Annotated in this window: 16 protein-coding genes; 9 read left to right on the top strand and 7 right to left on the bottom strand. The window is 73.0% G+C overall.

The window, feature by feature from the left end:
- Positions 1 to 9: 9 nt before the first annotated feature.
- Together ABD671_RS10820 and ABD671_RS10815 are read right to left on the bottom strand one after the other, a co-directional pair.
- Positions 10 to 1146 (bottom strand): FUSC family protein, encoded by a 1137-nt coding sequence (locus ABD671_RS10820; RefSeq protein WP_344733367.1) that lies wholly within the window; start codon positions 1144 to 1146, stop codon positions 10 to 12.
- Positions 1147 to 1168: 22 nt separating this feature from the next.
- Positions 1169 to 1531 (bottom strand): hypothetical protein, encoded by a 363-nt coding sequence (locus ABD671_RS10815; protein WP_344733366.1) that lies wholly within the window; start codon positions 1529 to 1531, stop codon positions 1169 to 1171.
- 229 nt (positions 1532 to 1760) lie between these two features.
- Here ABD671_RS10815 and ABD671_RS10810 point away from each other — a divergent pair, with 229 nt between their 5' ends.
- On the top strand, positions 1761 to 3176 hold the full coding sequence (locus ABD671_RS10810; protein WP_344733365.1) for a WS/DGAT/MGAT family O-acyltransferase: 1416 nt from the start codon (positions 1761 to 1763) through the stop codon (positions 3174 to 3176).
- Positions 3177 to 3198: 22 nt separating this feature from the next.
- On the opposite strand, the gene ABD671_RS10805 is transcribed toward ABD671_RS10810, so the two are convergent.
- A complete protein-coding gene (locus tag ABD671_RS10805; protein ID WP_344733364.1) occupies positions 3199 to 4026 on the bottom strand; it encodes an oxidoreductase in 828 nt (275 codons plus the stop codon).
- A 45-nt stretch (positions 4027 to 4071) separates the two neighbouring features.
- Positions 4072 to 5247, bottom strand: coding sequence for a site-specific DNA-methyltransferase (locus tag ABD671_RS10800; RefSeq protein ID WP_344733363.1), 1176 nt, complete (start codon positions 5245 to 5247; stop codon positions 4072 to 4074).
- Between the two features lie 25 nt (positions 5248 to 5272).
- Here ABD671_RS10800 and ABD671_RS10795 point away from each other — a divergent pair, with 25 nt between their 5' ends.
- Positions 5273 to 6424, top strand: coding sequence for a phosphodiester glycosidase family protein (locus ABD671_RS10795; protein WP_344733362.1), 1152 nt, complete (start codon positions 5273 to 5275; stop codon positions 6422 to 6424).
- Between the two features lie 3 nt (positions 6425 to 6427).
- Entirely contained in the window at positions 6428 to 7012 is a 585-nt protein-coding gene (locus ABD671_RS10790; RefSeq protein ID WP_344733361.1) for a mismatch-specific DNA-glycosylase, read from the top strand.
- 10 nt (positions 7013 to 7022) lie between these two features.
- Here the strand turns inward: ABD671_RS10790 and glgC are convergent, their stop codons facing one another.
- Complete coding sequence (glgC, locus tag ABD671_RS10785; protein ID WP_425574912.1) at positions 7023 to 8264, bottom strand: glucose-1-phosphate adenylyltransferase; 1242 nt, start codon at positions 8262 to 8264, stop codon at positions 7023 to 7025.
- Positions 8265 to 8319: 55 nt separating this feature from the next.
- Between glgC and glgA the strand changes: the two genes are divergently transcribed.
- Positions 8320 to 9525 carry a glycogen synthase gene (gene glgA / locus ABD671_RS10780; protein WP_344733359.1) on the top strand — a complete coding sequence of 402 codons (1206 nt, stop codon included), beginning with the start codon at positions 8320 to 8322 and terminating at the stop codon, positions 9523 to 9525.
- 53 nt (positions 9526 to 9578) lie between these two features.
- Positions 9579 to 10304: a hypothetical protein gene (locus ABD671_RS10775; protein ID WP_344733358.1), complete on the top strand. Its 726-nt coding sequence runs from the start codon at positions 9579 to 9581 to the stop codon at positions 10302 to 10304.
- 43 nt (positions 10305 to 10347) lie between these two features.
- Here the strand turns inward: ABD671_RS10775 and ABD671_RS10770 are convergent, their stop codons facing one another.
- Positions 10348 to 10875, bottom strand: coding sequence for a DUF4234 domain-containing protein (locus ABD671_RS10770; protein WP_344733357.1), 528 nt, complete (start codon positions 10873 to 10875; stop codon positions 10348 to 10350).
- A 295-nt stretch (positions 10876 to 11170) separates the two neighbouring features.
- Here ABD671_RS10770 and ABD671_RS10765 point away from each other — a divergent pair, with 295 nt between their 5' ends.
- From ABD671_RS10765 to ABD671_RS10750, 4 genes are all read left to right on the top strand, one after another.
- Positions 11171 to 12631, top strand: coding sequence for a DUF1800 domain-containing protein (locus tag ABD671_RS10765; RefSeq protein ID WP_344733356.1), 1461 nt, complete (start codon positions 11171 to 11173; stop codon positions 12629 to 12631).
- A 5-nt stretch (positions 12632 to 12636) separates the two neighbouring features.
- Positions 12637 to 13923 (top strand): DUF1501 domain-containing protein, encoded by a 1287-nt coding sequence (locus ABD671_RS10760; protein WP_344733355.1) that lies wholly within the window; start codon positions 12637 to 12639, stop codon positions 13921 to 13923.
- Between the two features lie 114 nt (positions 13924 to 14037).
- On the top strand, positions 14038 to 15513 hold the full coding sequence (locus ABD671_RS10755; protein WP_344733354.1) for a DUF1800 domain-containing protein: 1476 nt from the start codon (positions 14038 to 14040) through the stop codon (positions 15511 to 15513).
- 8 nt (positions 15514 to 15521) lie between these two features.
- Positions 15522 to 16775, top strand: a complete 1254-nt coding sequence (locus ABD671_RS10750; RefSeq protein WP_344733353.1) for a DUF1501 domain-containing protein — start codon at positions 15522 to 15524, stop codon at positions 16773 to 16775.
- Between the two features lies 1 nt (position 16776).
- Here ABD671_RS10750 and ABD671_RS10745 read toward each other — a convergent pair whose 3' ends face one another.
- Entirely contained in the window at positions 16777 to 17448 is a 672-nt protein-coding gene (locus ABD671_RS10745; RefSeq protein ID WP_344733352.1) for a SprT-like domain-containing protein, read from the bottom strand.
- Positions 17449 to 17460: the final 12 nt, after the last annotated feature.

Raw genomic sequence — 17460 nt, 5'->3', positions numbered from 1 at the left:
AGCGCGGATTCAGCGCGGCGGAGGCGGCAGGGCGTCGGTCGACTCCAGCTGCCCCATGCCGGTGAGCAGCAGCAGGTCGACGATCACCGAGCGGATCTGGGCGAGCACCACCTCGGCGGTCATCTCCTCCGAGCGCTCCACCTGACCGGTGCCCGCGCCGATCTCGAGCAGCGCCGGCCGCGCGGCCTCGGGCATGCGACCCGCGGCCAGCTCGGCGACCACCAGGTCGACGGCGTCGGCGAGGTCGTCGGCCAGCCGGGCGTAGGAGTGCGGGATCGGGCGGCGGTGGTAGGCGGCCACCGCGACCTGGCGCACCAGCACGCGGGTGCTGCGCAGGGCCCGGTCCATCGGCCCGACCAGGTCGGCCATCCGCCGGATCGTGGGGCGATGCCGGACCCGGAACGGGGAGGAGGCGACCACGGCCATGCCCTCGTCGGCCGCCGCCTGGAGGCGCCGGATGAGGACGTCGGTGGCACGCGCGCGGGCGAGCAGCTCGAGGCCCTCCTCTGCGTCGCCCTCGACCATCACGTGGGCGGCACCGCGCAGGAGGTCGGCGACGGTGCGCACCACCACGGCCGCCTGCTCACGGGGACGCCGCAGCGGCGCCGCGGGCACGACGGTGGCGGCCACGAGGGCGACCGCACCCCCGACCAACGCGTCGGTCCAGCGGGTAAGCGCGCCCCCGGTGCCGGGCAGCAGCACCGCCACGAAGATCGACTGCACCGCCGCCTGGTTGACGAACAGGGTGCCGGCGTCCATCAGCAGGGCGGTCGACATCGCCAGGGCGACGATGAGGGCGAGCTGCCACCAGCCGGTGCCGACCCAGGAGACCAGCAGGTCGCCGACGAGCACGCCGATCGCGACCCCTGCCGTGACCTCGGCGACCCGGCGCAGCCGTTGACCGTAGGAGGTGCCGAGGCTGACGACGGCTGCGATCGGCGCGAACACCGGTTGCGGGTGACCGACGACGTGCTTGGCCAGGAACCAGGCGACCCCGGCCGCCAGCGCGCACTGGAGGATCGCCCACCGCAGCGAGGAGAGCCGTTCGAGTCGCGAGCGCAGGGAGCTGCGCCCGCGACTCCACGCGGCCTCGAGTCGGGCCTCGAGCTCACCGGGCGCATCGCGCACCGGCCGCTCGGACTCCACGGCCCGACCCTAGCGCGAGCGGTCAGGCGGACGCGTGCGCGTAGCCCAGGGCCTGCTGGAGCACGGCGAGGTCGCGGTACCAGGTGCGCACCTCGGTACGGCAGCGCACCCGCTCGACCTTGGTGTCGTACTCACCGCACTCGGCGTTCGCCTCGGAGTCGGTGGGCGGGAAGAGCGTGGTGCCGTCGTAGTGGTGGATGGTGAACCCGTTGGCGGCGTCGCCCTCGACGGCGACGACGGTGTCGGGGGCCGGCTCGTAGGGCGCGACGGCGGCGTGAGGGGAAGCGGCGCCGGCGACACCGGCGGCGCCGAGGCCGCAGCCGAGCAGGACGCCGGCGACGAGGAGCGGGAGCCGGGACGCCGATCGGGGCAGGGACAGGGACATAGGTAGGGACCTCCCGAGAGATCTCGCCCGGGTCGGGCGAACCCCGGGCGATCCGGGGTGCCCCGACGCTAGGGTCCGCGCCACACCATGCGGCAGGGGTGCGCGTCCGCCTGGGGAGGACGCCGACCCGTGTCCGGCCTGTGGAGGATTCGTGACCCCGGACGCGCGGCGTCGTTGGCCCCGGTGCATGCTGTGACCCAGCTCACCTCCCCCGCGGAAAGGCTCGCCCGTGCTCCCTCCCATCGATCCCACCTCCTCGGCGTTCCTCCTGGCCGAGAACCGGAGCATGCCGATGCACGTCGGGGGCCTGCAGCTGTTCGAGAAGCCCGCCGACGCCGGCCCCGACTACATCCGCGAGATGTACGAGTACATGCGCGACGTCGACGAGATCGGGCCGCTCTTCCTCAAGCACCCGCACCGGTCGGTGCGCACGGGTGGCCAGCTGGTGTGGAAGCCCGACACCCAGTTCGACATCGAGCATCACGTGCGCCACAGCGCCCTGCCCGCACCGGGCCGCTACCGCGAGCTGTTCGAGCTGTGCTCGCGACTGCACTCCACGCGCCTCGCCTGGGAGCGCCCGCTGTGGGAGGCCCACATCATCGAGGGCCTCGCCGACGGCAAGGTCGCGCTCTACACCAAGGTGCACCACTCGGTGGTCGACGGCGTCTCGGCGATGCGCCTGCTCCAGAGCACGCTCTCCACCGACCCCGACAAGCGCGGCATGCCGGCACCGTGGGGCGCGCGGCCGCGCAAGCCGTCGTCCTCGGCCCCGGCCGCCACCGCCGACACCGGCAGCGGGCTGGCCGGCGTCCCGATGGAGGCGCTGCGGACGGCGTTCGGCATCACCGCCGAGGCCGCGGGCCTCCCGACCGCGCTGGTGCGCACCCTGCGCAGGGCGGTGCGCAACGAGACGTCCGCGGTCTCCCTCTACGCACCGCGCACGATCTTCAACCAGCGCATCACCGGTGCCCGGCGCTTCGCCGCCGACGATTGGCCGATCGAGCGGCTGCGCGCCATCGGCAAGGCGACCGGGACGACGATCAACGACGTCGTGCTGGCGATGTGCAGCGGCGCGATGCGGGCCTACCTGCTCGATCTCGACGCCCTGCCCGACGCACCGCTGGTGGCGATGGTGCCGGTCGGCCTCAACGCCAAGCAGTCGCAGATCGCCTCGGCCGAGGGCGGCAACGCGGTCGGGGCGGTGATGGTGCAGCTCGCCACCGACCAGGCCGACCCCGCCGACCGGCTCACCGCGATCCACCGGTCGATGAAGGACGGCAAGCAGGGGCTCTCGTCGATGACCCCGGTGCAGATCCTGGCGATGAGCGCCCTGGGACAGGCGCCGGCGATCATCACGCCGCTGCTGCGCATGCAGGGCATCGTGCGGCCGCCCTACAACCTCATCATCAGCAACGTGCCCGGCCCGCGCACCACCCACTACTGGAACGGCGCGAAGCTGGTGGGCACCTATCCGCTGTCGATCCCGATCAACGGCATGGCCCTCAACATCACCTGCACCAGCTACGACGGCCAGCTGATGTTCGGGCTCACCGGCTGCCGCCGCACCGTGCCGAGCCTGCAGAAGCTGCTCACGCACCTCGACGAGGAGCTGGTGGCGCTGGAGAAGGCAGCCGGCGTGGCCTGAGCCTTTCGGCAGCGCCGGCGGCTCAGACGAAGAGCCGTCCGATGACGGCGTCGAAGACCCGGTCGGGCAGCAGCCGCCGCGTCGCCGGCATGAGGATGCCGCCGCGCCCGGCGGCGTACCGGGTACGCGGACGCCGTGCGGTGGCCGCCGACTCGACCGCACGGGCCACCGAGTCCGGACCGGAGGAGAACGCCGGGCGGTCGAAGAACTCCAGCGTGCGGGCCGCCTTGCGGGCCGAACGGGCGTAGGGACCCGCGGCGCTCGTCTCGACCAGGCTGGTGCGGGCGATCTCGTTCCACTCGGTGCGGATGGTGCCCGGGCGCACAAGGACGACGTCGATGCCGAACCGCCTGACCTCCACGCGCAGGCTGTCGCTGAAGCCGTCGACGGCGAACTTCGTGGCGTGGTACCAGGCGCCGAAGGGTTCGTAGATGACCGCGCCGATGGAGGAGATGTTGATGATGCGACCGCTCCCCTGCTCGCGCATCACCGGGATCGCCAGCTGGGTCAGCCGCGCCAGGCCGAAGAGGTTGACCTCGAACTGGCGGCGCGCCTCGTCGATGGCGACCTCCTCGACGGCGCCGTACGCGCCGTAGCCGGCGTTGTTGACCAGCACGTCGAGGCGGCCCTGCTCGGCGACGATGCGCTCGATGCCCGCGGTCATGGACGCCTCGTCGGTGAGGTCCATGCCGAAGACGTGCACGCCCTGGTCGGCGAGGCCCTGCATGCGGTCGACACGGCGGGCCACGCCGTAGACGACGAACCCGGCGCGCAGCAGGCGCAGGGCGGTGGCCTCGCCGATGCCGCTGGAGGCACCGGTGACGAGGGCGACGCGGGGGGAGGTCTGCATGGGCCCATGGTGACAGGGCCGGGTACGGCCGGTGACAGGGCCGGGTCAGCTGCCGGGGAGCCGCCACTCCTCGAACCCGCCGCCGAGCTGCTCGGCCACGGCCCGCAGCCGTGCACGGGTGATGTCGGCGACGGTCAGCAGACCGGCCGCGTGGGCGTTCGAGCCGGGCCGGGTGGGCTCGGCCCGGTCGACCGAGAGGCAGCGCCGCGTGCCGCCGTCCGCGAGGTTGGCCAACGCGACGGCGTGGCCGGTGGTGCCGCTGCCGGCGAAGAAGTCGAGCACCCGCGCGTCGTCGGGCATGGTGGCGAGGATGCGGCGGATCAGCCCGGTCGGCTTGGGCGATTCGAAGACGTGGCCGACGATCGCCTTGAGCTCGGCCACCGCCGTGTCGGTGGAGCCGACCTCCTCGGCCATCCAGATCGTGCTGAGCTTCTTACGGCGTCCGGGGTGCAGCCAGTCGCGCTGGTAGACGTCGACTCGATCGCCCAGGCGGCCCCGGATCCGCCGGCACACGAGGTCGTCGGGGCGTTCGGCGGCCAGGGCGGCGCTCCACCGCCACACCGCCGGACGACCGTCGCCGAAGACCGGCCAGATCTCGACAGCGTCGGCGAAGGGCTCGGTGGCGACCCGGCCCGAGGCGGCGTCGCCGTACAGCGGGTAGTGCAGGGTCGGGGTGGTGGCCGGGTTGAACTTCTTGTTCGTGTTGCGCAGCGGCAGGTGCCGGAACGCCCGGCCCTCCTCGTCGCGCTGGGGGAAGTCGGCCGGGTCGACCGCCTCGGTGGACGACGCCTCCAGCACGCACGCGCGGGGGTCGCGCGCGAAGACCAGCAGGTACTCGTGGCTCGTGGCGAACCCCGGGCCGAGCTGGCGGCCCTTGGGGTTGAGGTTCACCACGATCTGGGCCAGGAAGCACTCCTCGCCGAACACCTCGTCGAGCAGCAGCCGCAGATAGGCGGCCTCGTGGTCGTCGATGCTGGCGAACAGCGCTCCCCCGGGTGCCAGCAGGTCGCGCGCCGCCTCCAGGCGGGGCCGCATCATCTCCACCCAGGCCTCATGGCGCGTGCGGACGGCGTCGCCGCGGATGTCGTCGCGGTAGGCGAAGTCGTTGCCGGTGTTGTACGGCGGGTCGATGTAGATGAGATCGACGTGCTCGCCCTGCGCGACCAGATGCCGGAGCACGTCGAGGTTGTCACCCTCCACGAAGCGGTTCCACGGCACCACGCGCGCACCCTAGTACGGTGCCGACGTGCGCCCTCGGACCTCCCGTACCCGCGCGGCGATCGCCGCCCTGCTGGTCGGATTCGCGATGCCGACGGTGCTGGTGGCGCCCGGCGACGCGGCCGCCCGGGTCGGCGGCGCGGTCGAGCAGCAGCAGGTGGCCCCCGGCGTCCTGCTGACGACGTGGACCGAGGACCGCGGCCACGGTCCGGTGCAGCTGCGCCTGCTCAGCGTCGACTACCGCGAGGCCGGCGTCTCGTGGGACGTCGTCAACACCGGTCGCGTGGCCGCGACCGACACCGTGCTCGACCTGGCCGGCGCTGCGGGCCCGGACGTCGTCGGCGCGGTCAACGGGGACTTCTACGACATCGGACGCACGGGCGCCCCGCTCGGCACGGCGCGGTCGCGCACCGGTGGACTGTGGAACGCCCGCCTCGCGGGGTGGAACTCGACCTTCTCCACGACGCCGAAGGGGCGCCCCGAGATCGGCACGGTCGCCCTGCGGGCCGGGATCCCGGGGCACCCCGGCCTCACCGTCACGAACCTGAACTCCCACCTCGTCGCCGCCGACGGCATCGGCGTGTACACGCCGCGCTGGGGCGACGAACCGGGCGAGCAGGTGCTGGGCGGCGAGACAGGTCCGGTGCGCCGCGTCGCCGTGCGCGACGGCGTCGTGCTGAAGAACGCGCGCGGCCTCAAGCCGGGGCGCGAGCTGACGACCGGGTTCGTGCTGATCGGTCGTGGCGACGGCGCGCGCGCCCTGCGCGACGAGCTGCCGGTCGGCACGCCCGCGCGCCTCCGGGCCGGCCTGAGCCCGCGGGTCGCGATGGCGCTGACCGGCGACCGGTTCCTCGTCGACGACGGCGTGGTGCGGGTCGTCGACAACACCCGGCTGGCACCGCGCACCGCCATCGGGATCGACCGCGACACCCACGAACTGCTGGTGCTCGTGGCCGACGGACGCCGCCAGCGCAGCCGCGGCATGACGATGGTGGAGTTGGCGAACCTGATGATCGACCTCGGCGCCGAGGAGGCGCTCAACCTCGACGGCGGCGGGTCGACGACGATGGTCACGCGCGGCACCGACGGCGCCCTCGGCGTGCGCAACACGCCGTCCGACGGGTTCCAGCGGCGAGTGGCCAACGCGCTCGTCATCACCTACCGGCAGCCGGGGAGCTGACCCGTGGCCGCCCGTTCCTTCACCCGCGCCGAGCTCGAGTCGTTCCGCGACGCCGAGGTGCCCGACCTGCTGCCCGGCCCGGGCGACCCGCCGGTGCGGCTGCTGTTCGTCGGCATCAACCCGGGGCTGTGGACCGCCGCCACCCGCACGCACTTCGCCCATCCGGGCAACCGCCTCTACCCCGCGCTGTTCCGAGGCGGGGTCATCACCCGGCCCATCGACCCCACCGGCATGGACGACGCCGACCGGGCGCATCTGCGCGAGCGGGGCATCGGCATCACCAACCTCGTGCGCCGCGCCACCGCGAAGGCCTCCGAGCTGAGCGCCGACGAGCAGCGCGCCGGCGGGGCCGAGCTCGTCGCGACCGTCGAGCTGGTGCGCCCGCGCGTGGTGGCGATGGCCGGCATCACCGCCTACCGCATCGCGTACGGCGTCCCGAAGGCCGTGATGGGACGCCAGCCCGAGCCGCTGGGCGGTGCCGAGCTGTGGGTCGTGCCGAACCCGAGCGGGCTCAACGCCCACGAGACGGTCGAGTCGCTGGCCGCGGCGTACGCCGAGGTGGCTCGCGCGGCCGGCGTCCTCACCTGAGGCCGCCGGCTCAGACCGGGAACGCCTGGTCCTTGCCCAGCACCGTGAGACCGTCCTGGACGACGAAGCCGCGGGCGAGGTCCTCCTCGGGGTCGACGCCGACCCGGGCACCGGGCGGGACGACGACGTTCTTGTCGAGGATCGCGTTGCGCACCACGGCGCCCGCCCCCACGCGGACGCCGTTGAGCAGGATCGAGCCGGTGACCTCGGCGCCCTGCTCGACCCACACCGCGGGCGAGAGCACCGAGCTGGTCACCGACCCGCCGGTGATCACGACACCGGGCGAGAGCAGCGCCTCCTCGGTGCGGGCCGGGGTGCCGTCGCCACCCTGCACGACCTTCGAGGGCGGCTGCGGGCCGTAGCTGGTGTAGATCGGCCAGGCGAAGTTGTAGAGGTTGAAGACCGGCAGCGGCGAGACGACGTCCATGTGGGCGGCGTAGTAGGAGCGCAGGGTCCCGACGTCGCGCCAGTAGCCCTGGTCGCGGTCGGTGGCACCGGGCACCACGTTGTCCTTGTAGTCGTAGACGCCGGCCTGCGAGCGGCGCACGAAGGCGGGCACGATGTCGCCGCCCATGTCGTGCTGGGAGCCGGTGGTGGTGGCGTCGCGGGTGACGGCGTCGACGAGCGCGTCGGCGTCGAAGACGTAGTTGCCCATCGAGGCCAGCACCTCGCCGGGGCTGTCGGGCAGGCCGACCGGGTCGGTGGGCTTCTCGAGGAACTCCCGGATGCGCGAGGGCTCGTCGGGCACGACGTCGATGACGCCGAACTGGTCGGCCAGGCCGATCGGCTGACGGATCGCGGCCACCGTGCAGGCCGCGCCGCTCTCGACGTGCTGGGTGATCATCTGCGAGAAGTCCATGCGGTACACGTGGTCGGCGCCGACCACGACGACGATGTCGGGCTGCTCGTCGCGGATCAGGTTGAGCGACTGGTAGATCGCATCCGCGCTGCCGAGGTACCAGTGCTTGCCGACGCGCTGCTGGGCAGGCACCGGAGTCACGTAGTTGCCGAGCATCGAGGACATCCGCCAGGTCTGGCTGACGTGCCGGTCGAGGCTGTGCGACTTGTACTGGGTCAGCACGACGACCTGGAGGCAGCCGGAGTTGACGACGTTGGAGAGCGCGAAGTCGATGAGCCGGTAGATGCCCGCGAACGGGACGGCCGGTTTGGCACGGTCGGCGGTCAGCGGCATCAGGCGCTTGCCCTCACCGCCGGCCAGCACGATGGCGAGGACCTTCTTGCGGGCGACCATGCTCATGCCGACAACGTAGTGCCCGGACGGGGTTACGGAGGAGTACCGTCGCGCCGTGCGCGTGGACGTTCTGAGCAAGGAGTACCCCCCGGAGATCTACGGCGGGGCCGGGGTCCACGTCGCCGAGCTCGTGCGAGCGCTGCGCGGCCTCGCCGGCGAGCTCGACCTCGACACCCGGGTGCACGCCTTCGGGGGTCCGCGCGAGGAGGCCGGGACGACGTCCTACGCCGAGCCGGCCGAGCTGGCGGGCGCGAACGCCGCGCTGCGCACCCTGGGAGTCGACCTGGCGATCGCCGACGGCTGCGCCGGCACCGACCTCGTGCACTCCCACACCTGGTACGCCAACCACGCGGGTCATCTGGCGGGGCTGCTGCACGGCGTCCCCCACGTGGTGACCGCGCACTCCCTCGAGCCGCTGCGCCCCTGGAAGGCCGAGCAGCTGGGCGGCGGCTACCGGCTCTCCTCGTGGGTCGAGCGCACGGCGTACGAGTCCGCGACCGCCGTGATCGCGGTGTCGGCGGCGATGCGCGACGACGTGCTGCGCTGCTACCCCGCGATCGATCCCGACCGGGTGCACACCGTGCACAACGGCATCGACACCGGCCTGTGGTCGCCGCGACCGGCACCCGACCGGGTGCGCGAGCTCGGGGTCGATCCCGACCGGCCGTCGGTGGTCTTCGTCGGACGCATCACGCGCCAGAAGGGCCTCCCGCTGTTCCTGCGGGCGTGTGCGGCGCTGCCGCCCGAGGTGCAGGTGGTGCTGTGCGCCGGCGCGCCCGACACCCCCGAGATCGCGGCCGAGGTCACCGGCCTGGTCGACGACCTGCGCGCCACGCGCGACGGCGTCGTGTGGATCGGCGAGATGTTGCCGCGCGCCGACGTCGTCGCCCTGCTGACCCAGGCCACGGTCTTCGCCTGCCCCTCGATCTACGAGCCCCTCGGCATCGTCAACCTCGAGGCGATGGCCTGCGAGACGGCGGTGGTGGCCACCGCCACCGGCGGCATCCCGGAGGTCGTCGTCCCGGGCAGCACCGGCCTGCTGGTGCCGATCGAGCAGGCCGACGACGGCACCGGCACGCCGCTCGACCCCGAGCGCTACGTCGCCGACTTCGCGGCCGCCCTCGTCGAGCTCGTCTCCGACCCCGATCGGGCGGCGGCCTACGGGCGGGCGGGCCGGGCCCGCGCGATCGAGGCCTTCAGTTGGGAGGCCATCGCCGCCCGCACCGTGGAGGTCTACCGGGGCGCCCTCGGCGCCGGCTGACGCGCTTCTGAGACGGCGGCCGCGCGCTGCGGCTCACTGGCTACCGTGCCGACGTGACCTGGACCACATGGCCGCCGGCGGGCACCCCGAAGTACGTGTACCTGCTGTGGGGCGGCGTCGCCGACGACCTCATCGACATGGGCTTCCGCACCGCGTTGCGCGACCTGGGCGCGCTGCGGCTGCAGGTCAACACCGACGACGCCGACGTGGCCGGTGCGATGCGCTTCCACACCGGCGACGCGCCGATCACCGCGGTGGTCTCCCTCTGGGGTCGGCTGGACGACGCCGGCCTGCGCGGCGTCCACGAGCTGCTCGCCGAACGGGCCGACCGGGTCGCCGGCTGGCGGGTCGACGAGCGCCGCCGCCTCGACCCGCCCGAGCACTACGACGGCGAGCGCGCCGACGCCCTGGCGAACGTGGCGGTGCTGCGGCGTCCTGACGAGCTCGACCGGGCGGAGTGGTTGCAGCGGTGGATGGTCGACCACACCGGCGTCGCGATCCGCACCCAGGCCACGCTGGGCTACGTCCAGCACCTCGTGCTGGAGGCGGTGACCCCGGACGCTCCGCGCGTCGACGGGATCGTGGAGGAGCTCTTCCCCACCGCGGGCGTGACCGATGTACACGCCTTCTACGGCAGCGGCGGGGACGACGAGGAGCTCAAGCGCCGACTGGAGGCGCTGATGGCGAGCGTCGCGCGGATCGGTGCCGACCGCGACCTCGACCTGGTGCCCAGCAGCCGACGGCTCTGGGACCTCGCGCCGTGGGGCGCCGACGACTGAGCTCGGGCCCGATCGTCGGCGCCCGCGGGCGCACTGAGTTCGATCAGCTGGCGCCGAGCGAACGCCAGTAGGAGTTCAGCGCGCCGTTGACCTTCACGTACCAGACGAGGGGGCCGATCAGGATCAAGGATCCGAGCAGGTACCAGAGGCCCGTGGCGCCGCCGACCGGCTTCGCCTTGCCGCTGCGCTCGTAGAGACCGCCGACCTCCGAAGCGGTGAGGAACGGCATCACGATGCCGACGAACAGCGCCAGCAGGAGGGCGATGCCGCCGCCGATGCCCTGGTTGGAGTGGCGCTTCATCTCGTCGTGCACCTTGTAGTACCAGACGATGCCGTAGATGCCGAAGGTCACGATGAACAGCAGGATGCCGACGCCGGTGCCGCGGACCTTGCCGATCGGCCCGCCTGCGATCGCGCCCGGCGCGGGCGCCCCGACCGGGGCGGCGTAGGCGGCTGCAGGGACGGCGGGTGCGGGCGTGGGCACCGGGGCGGCGCCCATCGGAGGCGGTGCGGGACTGGTCGGCTCCGGCGCGCCGGCGGCCGGGAACTCCGGCGGGGTCACGTTCGACACGAGAACTCCTGTGTTCGTCTCGCCGCGCCCGGGCGGACGCGGTCGGCATCCGAACCTAGAGCAGTCGGGGCCTCCGCGGCGCCTCCTCCACGCCGCCGCGCCCTGAAGCGACCCCCTACCGGCCCCTTCGGCCCATGGCCGGATGGCCCACATGGGTCATGCGCGGCCGGCGATCGGTCGCGCCTGCCGGGTGGGCGCGGCGGGCGCCTCAGGTGGGGCGGCGTAGCTGCCGAGTGCATTCGGTGAACGCGCCCCCAGCGCGCCCCCTCGCCCCCAACCCCCTTGGACGGCTCCCGTGGTCAAGTACACCCCCGGTCGCTACACAGCGACGACCGTGCTCCCGAGCGCCTCGCGCCATCTGGTGAGCCGCTTCTCCTACGGCGTCACCCCCGCCCTCGTCGCCGAGGTCGACGCGGCCGGCGGCGCCCGTGCCTGGTGGGAGCAGCAGATCGCGACCGCCTACGACGACCCGGACGCCATCGCCGCCGAGGCCGACTGGTGGCCCAACCAGCACTACGACGCGCTGACGATCTGGCAGCGCCAGCAGGCGGGCACCGAGGGCAGCTGGGACGTGATGTCGGACTACAGCCGTCGCCTCGTCGCGCGGCGCATCATCAGCCCACGGCAGGTGCTCGAGGTGATGACGGAGTTCTTCGAGGCCCACTTCCACGTGCCGACCAGCGCCGACAACCCGCCGTTCTGGCGGGTGCCGTACGGCGACGTCATCCGGGCGGGGGCGCTGGGCCGCTTCGAGGACCTCCTCCAGGCCACCATCACCCACCCGGCGATGCTGCTCTACCTGGACGGCGCCACCTCCACCAAGGCGCACCCCAACGAGAACCTGGGCCGAGAGCTGCTCGAGCTGCACACCCTCGGGGTCGGCAACTACACCGAGGACGACGTCAAGAACGCCGCGCGCATCCTCACCGGCTTCCGCGTCGACATGTGGCGCACGTGGGCGGCGTCGTACCAGACCAAGGACCACTGGACCGGGCCGGTGACGGTCGTCGGCTTCAGCGACCCGAACGCCTCCGCCGACGGGCGGGCCGTGACGCGCGGCCTGCTGACCTACCTCGCGCACCACCCGGCGACCGCCCAGCGACTGGCGCGGAAGCTGGCGATCAAGTTCGTGCGCGACGACCCGCCGCAGAGCCTCATCGACCGGCTCGCCCAGGTCTACCTCGACAACGACACCGCGATCGTGCCGGTGCTGCGGGCCCTCATCGACTCGGCCGAGTTCAAGGCCTCGATCGGCATGAAGACCCGCGACCCGGGCGAGGACGTCGTCGCGACCTACCGGGCGCTCGGGGTGCAGCTCCAGGCGCCCACCGCCGACTCCTCCGCGGCCAACGCGACCATCTGGCAAGCCGACTCGCTCGGCCTGCGGCCGATGGCCTGGCCGACCCCCGACGGGCAGCCGATCGACAACACCGCATGGGCGACGCCGTCCCGGGTGCTGGCCTCGATGGAGATGCACTGGGCGATGTCGGGCACCTGGTGGCCCAACCAGGACCTCGCCTACCTCAGCCCCACCCAGTGGCTGCCCCAACGATCCCTGCCGTTCCGCGACCTCGTCGACCACCTCAGCCGCACGATCCACGGCCGGGCCTCGACCGCCTCGACGCTGAAGATCTGCTCCACCGCGGTCTCCGTGCTGCCCGTGGAGGTCATCACCCCCGCCCACGGTCTCGTGAAGTGGGGCTTCCCCCGGCTGCTCGCGGCCCTCCTCGACCACCCGAACCACTACGAGCGGTGACCCCCATGACGATCGCACCCGACCTGCCCGCCACCGACGCTCGGATCGGCACCGACTGCGGCTGCCCCGAGATGCGCGGCCTGAGCCGCCGCGGCGTCCTGCAGGGCGCCGGCCTCGCCGGCCTCACCTACGCCGTCGGCTCCACGGTGGTCTCGATGTCGCCCGCCGCGGCCGCCGGGACGGCGTCCTCGATGGGCACCAACACCATCGTCGTGCTCTCGCTGCGCGGCGCCGCCGACGGCCTCAGCCTCGTGGTGCCGCACGCCGACCCGGCCTACTACGCGAGCCGCCCGACCATCGCGATCCCGAAGGCCAGCCTGTTGGCCGCCGACTCCGCATTCGGCCTGCATCCGAACCTGGCGCCGCTGCTGCCGTTGTGGAACGCCGGCAAGCTGGCCGCCGTCCACGCCACCGGGCTCGCGGTCGCGAACCGCAGCCACTTCTCGGCGATGGAGGAGCTCGAGGACGCCGACCCGGGCAGCAAGCTGCGCGTCGGGTGGCTCAACCGCCTGCTCGGCACCGACGACCAGACCTCCCCGCTCCAGGGCCTGGCCGTCGGCGACATCACCACGCAGTTCTACGGACCCCAGCCGGTGATGTCGTTCTCGAGCCTGGAGGAGGCCGAGATCGCCGGCGACGACAAGTGGGACCCGACCCACCAGCGCGTGCGATCGCTGCACAAGGCGTGGGACGCCTCGAAGAGCCCGATGGCCGCGGCGTTCCGCTCGACGATGGCCGCGGTCGACGGCCTGGCGCCGGCGAAGGCCCAGGCCGACACCAGCGCGGCGTTCCCCGACACCGATCTGGGCCGCGCGCTGGCCTCGGTCTCGCGCACCGTGCGCGGCAAGGTGGGCGTCGGCGTGGTCACCGTCGACCAGGGCGATTGGGACATGCACACCGACCTCGGCACGCTGACCCGCGGCCGGATGATCGACAACGTCACCGACCTCGCCGGCTCGATCGCCGCCTTCTTCGCCGACCTCGGCCCGCTGGCCGACTCGGTGACCCTGGTGACCATCAGCGAGTTCGGACGCCGCGTGGTCGAGAACTCCAACGCCGGACTCGACCACGGCTGGGGCAACGTCATGTTCCTCGCCGGCGCCGGGGTCAAGGGCGGCACCTACTACGGCACCTGGCCCGGTCTGAAGAACAGCCTGGACGCCGACCTCACCGTCACCACCGACTACCGCTCGGTGCTCGCCGAGATCGTCAGGACCCGCACGAGCGCCAGCCTCGCCACCGTCTTCCCCGGCTTCACGCCGACCCCGATCGGAGCGATGCGCTCCTCCTGACCGCCGCGGTCCGCCACAATGCAATACCCCCCGCGGTATCACCCGGCATCTGTGCCACCCCGCACCACCCCCGCACCACCCCCGCATCACCCCCTTCCGAGAGGTCCCCCCGCCATGGCCCGCGCCGTCCGACGGCTCCCCCGTCGCCTCGACTACACACCCGGCAGCTATCCCGCGACGGCGGTGCCGAGCGCGCCGATGCTGCACCTGCTGAGCCGCTTCAGCTACGGCGTCACCCCGGCCCTGGTCGCCGAGGCCACCGCCGCCGGGGGGCAGCGCGCCTGGTTCGAGGCGCAGCTGACGAACGCCTACGACGGCACCGCCGCGGCGGTCGCCGACTGGTGGCCCGATCTCAAGCGCAGCCCGCTGGAGATCTACGCCCGCGATCTGGCCGGCATCCGTCCGGCCTGGCAGGTGATGACCGACTACGTGAACCGCACCCTGGCGCGCCGCATCCTCTCGCCGCGTCCGGTGCTCGAGCAGGTGACCGACCTGCTGGAGAACCACCTGCACGTGCCGGTCAACGGCAACCTCGTCTACCCCTACCGCCCGCAGTACGGCGACCTCATCCGGGCCGGTGCCCTCGGCCGTTTCGAGGACCTCCTCGTGGGCGCCCTCCAGCACCCGGCGATGCTGATGTACCTCAATGCGATCGGCTCCACGAAGGCGCACCCCAACGAGAACCTCGCCCGCGAGCTGCTCGAGCTGCACACCGTCGGGGTGGGCAACTACACCGAGGCCGACGTCAAGGCGACCGCACGGCTGATGACCGGGTTCCTCATCGACCTCACCTCCGGTGCGCTCACCTACAACCTCGCCGCACACGACACCGCGCCGGTGTCGATCCTCGGCTTCACCGACACCAACGCCGACCGCGACGGTCGCGCCGCCTACGTGCGACTGCTGCGCTACCTGGCCAACCACCCGCTCACCGCACGGCGTCTGGCCACCAAGATCGTCGTGCGCTTCGTGCGCGACGACCCGCCGGCCGCGCTCGTCGACCGGCTCGCCGCGGTCTACCTCGCCAACGGGACGGCGATCGCCCCCGTGCTGCGGGCCCTCGTGGCCTCCGACGAGTTCGCCGCCTCGGCCGGCCTCAAGCTGCGCGACCCGGCCGAGGACGTCGTCAACTCGTTCCGCATCCTGCGGGCGAACCTCGTGAAGCCGACGACGGCCACCTCGCCGGCCAACCTGCTCAGCACCGGCGCCCAGAACCTCGGACACGCGCCCTTCACCTGGCCCAGCCCCGACGGCCAGCCGCAGGTCGCGGCCGCCTGGGCGACCCCGGCCCGCGCGGCGGCGTCCCTGCAACTGCACACGAAGCTGGCGACGCTGAAGTACCCGGCGGCGATCTTCGCGACGACGGCCACGTTCCTGCCGCCCCTGCCCCTGGCCTTCCGCGATCTCGTCGACCACCTGCACCGCGTGCTCTACCAGCGGCCGTCGACGGCGACGGTGCTCCAGGCCTGCTGCGAGGCCACCGGCGTCGACCCCGCCGCCTCGATCACCAGCAAGCACGCCGTCGTGGGCACGGGGTTCGCGACCCTGCTCGGCGCCCTGCTCGACCAGCCCGCCTTCTACCAGCGATGAGGACCCCCATGATGACGACCGACGAGGCCTGCTGCCCCGAGATGCGGGCGATGTCGCGCCGCGGCGTCCTGCAGGGCGCTGCCCTGCTGGGCGCCTCGGCCACCATCGGCTCGGCCGTGGTGACCATCGCGGGTGCCGCACCGGCCGCCGCCGCCTCGACGCTGGGCACCGGCACCATCGTGGTGCTCTCGCTGCGCGGTGCGGCCGACGGGCTGAGCCTCGTGGTGCCGCACGGCGACGCCGCCTACTACGCGGCCCGGCCGACGATCGCGATCCCGAAGACCAGCCTGCTGGCCGCGGACTCCTTCTTCGGCCTGCACCCGAAACTCGCGCCGCTGCTGCCGCTGTGGAACGCCGGCACGCTGGCCGCCGTCCACGCCACCGGCCTGCCCGTCGCCAACCGCAGCCACTTCGCGGCGATGGAGCAGCTCGAGGACGCCGACCCGGGGTCGGCCGCGCGCGTCGGGTGGCTCAACCGGATGATCGGCACCGACACCGACACCTCGCCCCTCCAGGGCCTCGCGCTCGGCTCGCTCGTGCCGACCTCGCTCCAGGGCCCCGAGGGTGCACTGTCGATGCCGTCGCTGGCCGACTCCCTCGCCGGCGACCCCGCCTACGCGCCGGGCACGCCGCGCACCGTCTCGCTCGGCTGCGCGTGGAGCAAGGACTCCTCGCCGATGGCCACCGCGATGCGCTCGACCCTGGCCGCCACGCCGAAGCTGGCGACCGCGCTCACGCAGCCCGATCGGACCTCCACCTACGGCGGCTCCGACCTCGGTGCCGCGCTGGCGACGGTCGCGCGGGTCATCAAGGCCGGCATCGGGGTCAGCGCCGTGACGGTCGACCAGGGCGACTGGGACATGCACACCGACCTCGGCACCCTCACCAAGGGCCGCATGCTCGCCAACGCAGGAGACCTGGCCACCGCGATCGCCGCCTTCTTCGCCGACCTGGGCACGCTCGCCTCGAACGTCACGCTGGTGACGATCAGCGAGTTCGGCCGCCGCGTCGCGGAGAACTCCAACGCCGGTCTCGACCACGGCTGGGGCAACGTCATGTTCGTCGCGGGCGCAGGGGTCAAGGGGGGCAAGTACTACGGCACCTGGCCCGGGCTGACCAACAGCCTGGACGCCGACCTCACCGTCACCACCGACTACCGCTCGGTGCTGGCCGAGATCGTCGCGGCACGCACCACGGCCAGCACGGCGACCGTGTTCCCGGGGTTCTCCCCGACGACGGTGGGCGTGATGCGCACGGCGTGAGTCAGGCGGGCTCGACGGCCGCGAACGGCACCCGGACGACGTCGCGGCCGATGCGCAGGTGGTAGCTGGTGCGCCCGCGCTTGGCGACCCGGCCGGTGCGCCCCGCCCACTCGCCGCCGAGGTCGGCACGGATGCGCGCCGTGGACCCGACGGGCAACCGCCACAGGTGGCGGCCCGAGCGGATGGCCTCCAGCTCGAGGTCGTAGTTGGGATGCATCTCGGCGGGACGGCCGCGGTGGGTCCAGGTGAAGACGTGGGCGACGTCGAAGGTGGGCGAGCACTGCGCGCAGGTGATCACCCGCTCGGGGCGGCGGTGCCGCCCGGCGGTGTGGCCGGCCGAGCACACGCCGAGCCAGTCGGGCTCGACGCGGGGAGCGTCTTCGGGGACGCAGCGCTGACCGGAGGAGCCGAGCGAGATGGCGATGCGTCGCCAGTGCTCGTCGTGGCCGTGGCGCGGGCCGGCGAGGGCGTGGGCGATCTCGTGGAGGATCGTGTCGCGGACCTCCCACTCGTCGTGGATCGCCGCGATCGGAGCGGAGATGCCGATCGTGCGGGTGGCGAAGCGGCACACCCCGGCACGACGCTTGGCGCCGTCGAACTCGACCTCCCAACCGGAGGGGGCATGCTGCTCGACGAGGTACTCGGCGAGGGCGTAGGCGTCACGCAGGTCCACGATCGGCGAACC

Source organism: Nocardioides fonticola (assembly GCF_039536805.1).
Taxonomy (GTDB): domain Bacteria; phylum Actinomycetota; class Actinomycetes; order Propionibacteriales; family Nocardioidaceae; genus Nocardioides; species Nocardioides fonticola.
Note: the sequence above shows the minus strand (reverse complement) of the source record. Positions and strands in the feature narration are given on the sequence as shown.